General features: G+C 60.3%; 1 protein-coding gene. It reads left to right on the top strand.

Going from position 1 to position 552, the window contains the following annotated elements; genetic code table 11:
- Positions 1 to 23 precede the first annotated feature (23 nt).
- The coding region (locus E7681_RS18645; protein ID WP_342777078.1) for an efflux RND transporter permease subunit at positions 24 to 552 on the top strand (529 nt) is incomplete at its 3' end.

Raw genomic sequence — 552 nt, 5'->3', positions numbered from 1 at the left:
TGGATTTCTACGCAGACGGACTGTTGGACCGCCTGACAGCTCTGCCTGGCGTTGCCCGTGTTACGCGCGGAGGCTTGGGCACCCGCACACTTACAATTTCTGCCTCGCGCACAGTACTGGAAGGCCATGGGCTCACACCCGCGGCACTTGCTATGGCTATCGCTGCGCAGAACATTGACCTTCCTATCGGAACGCTCGAGGGAGATGGCGCCGAACTTACTGTGCGCTTCACCGCCGAGCGTGACACCGCTGCTGCGCTGACCACGATCCCCGTTATGGTGCTACCGAATGGCGCTACTCTGACGCTGAGCGACGTGGCGTTGATTGAGGAGCGCTTCGAGCCGCCGCACGATCGTGCCTTCGTCGATGGCGCTCCCGCTATCGTGCTTGACGTGGCGAAAGCGCTCAATGCAGACGCATTGCGTGTGCTGGACGGCGTGGCAACGCTGGTAGCCGAAGAAACTACTCACCTACCTGCCTCTATCCGAGTTGAGGTCGTTCAGGACGTGACATCCATCATCCGCGATCGATTGGTGATGCTGGTGCAGAACG

Origin of the sequence: Thalassobius vesicularis (assembly GCF_004799325.1) — a bacterium.
Lineage (GTDB): Bacteria > Pseudomonadota > Alphaproteobacteria > Rhodobacterales > Rhodobacteraceae > Thalassobius > Thalassobius vesicularis.
Note: the sequence above shows the minus strand (reverse complement) of the source record. Positions and strands in the feature narration are given on the sequence as shown.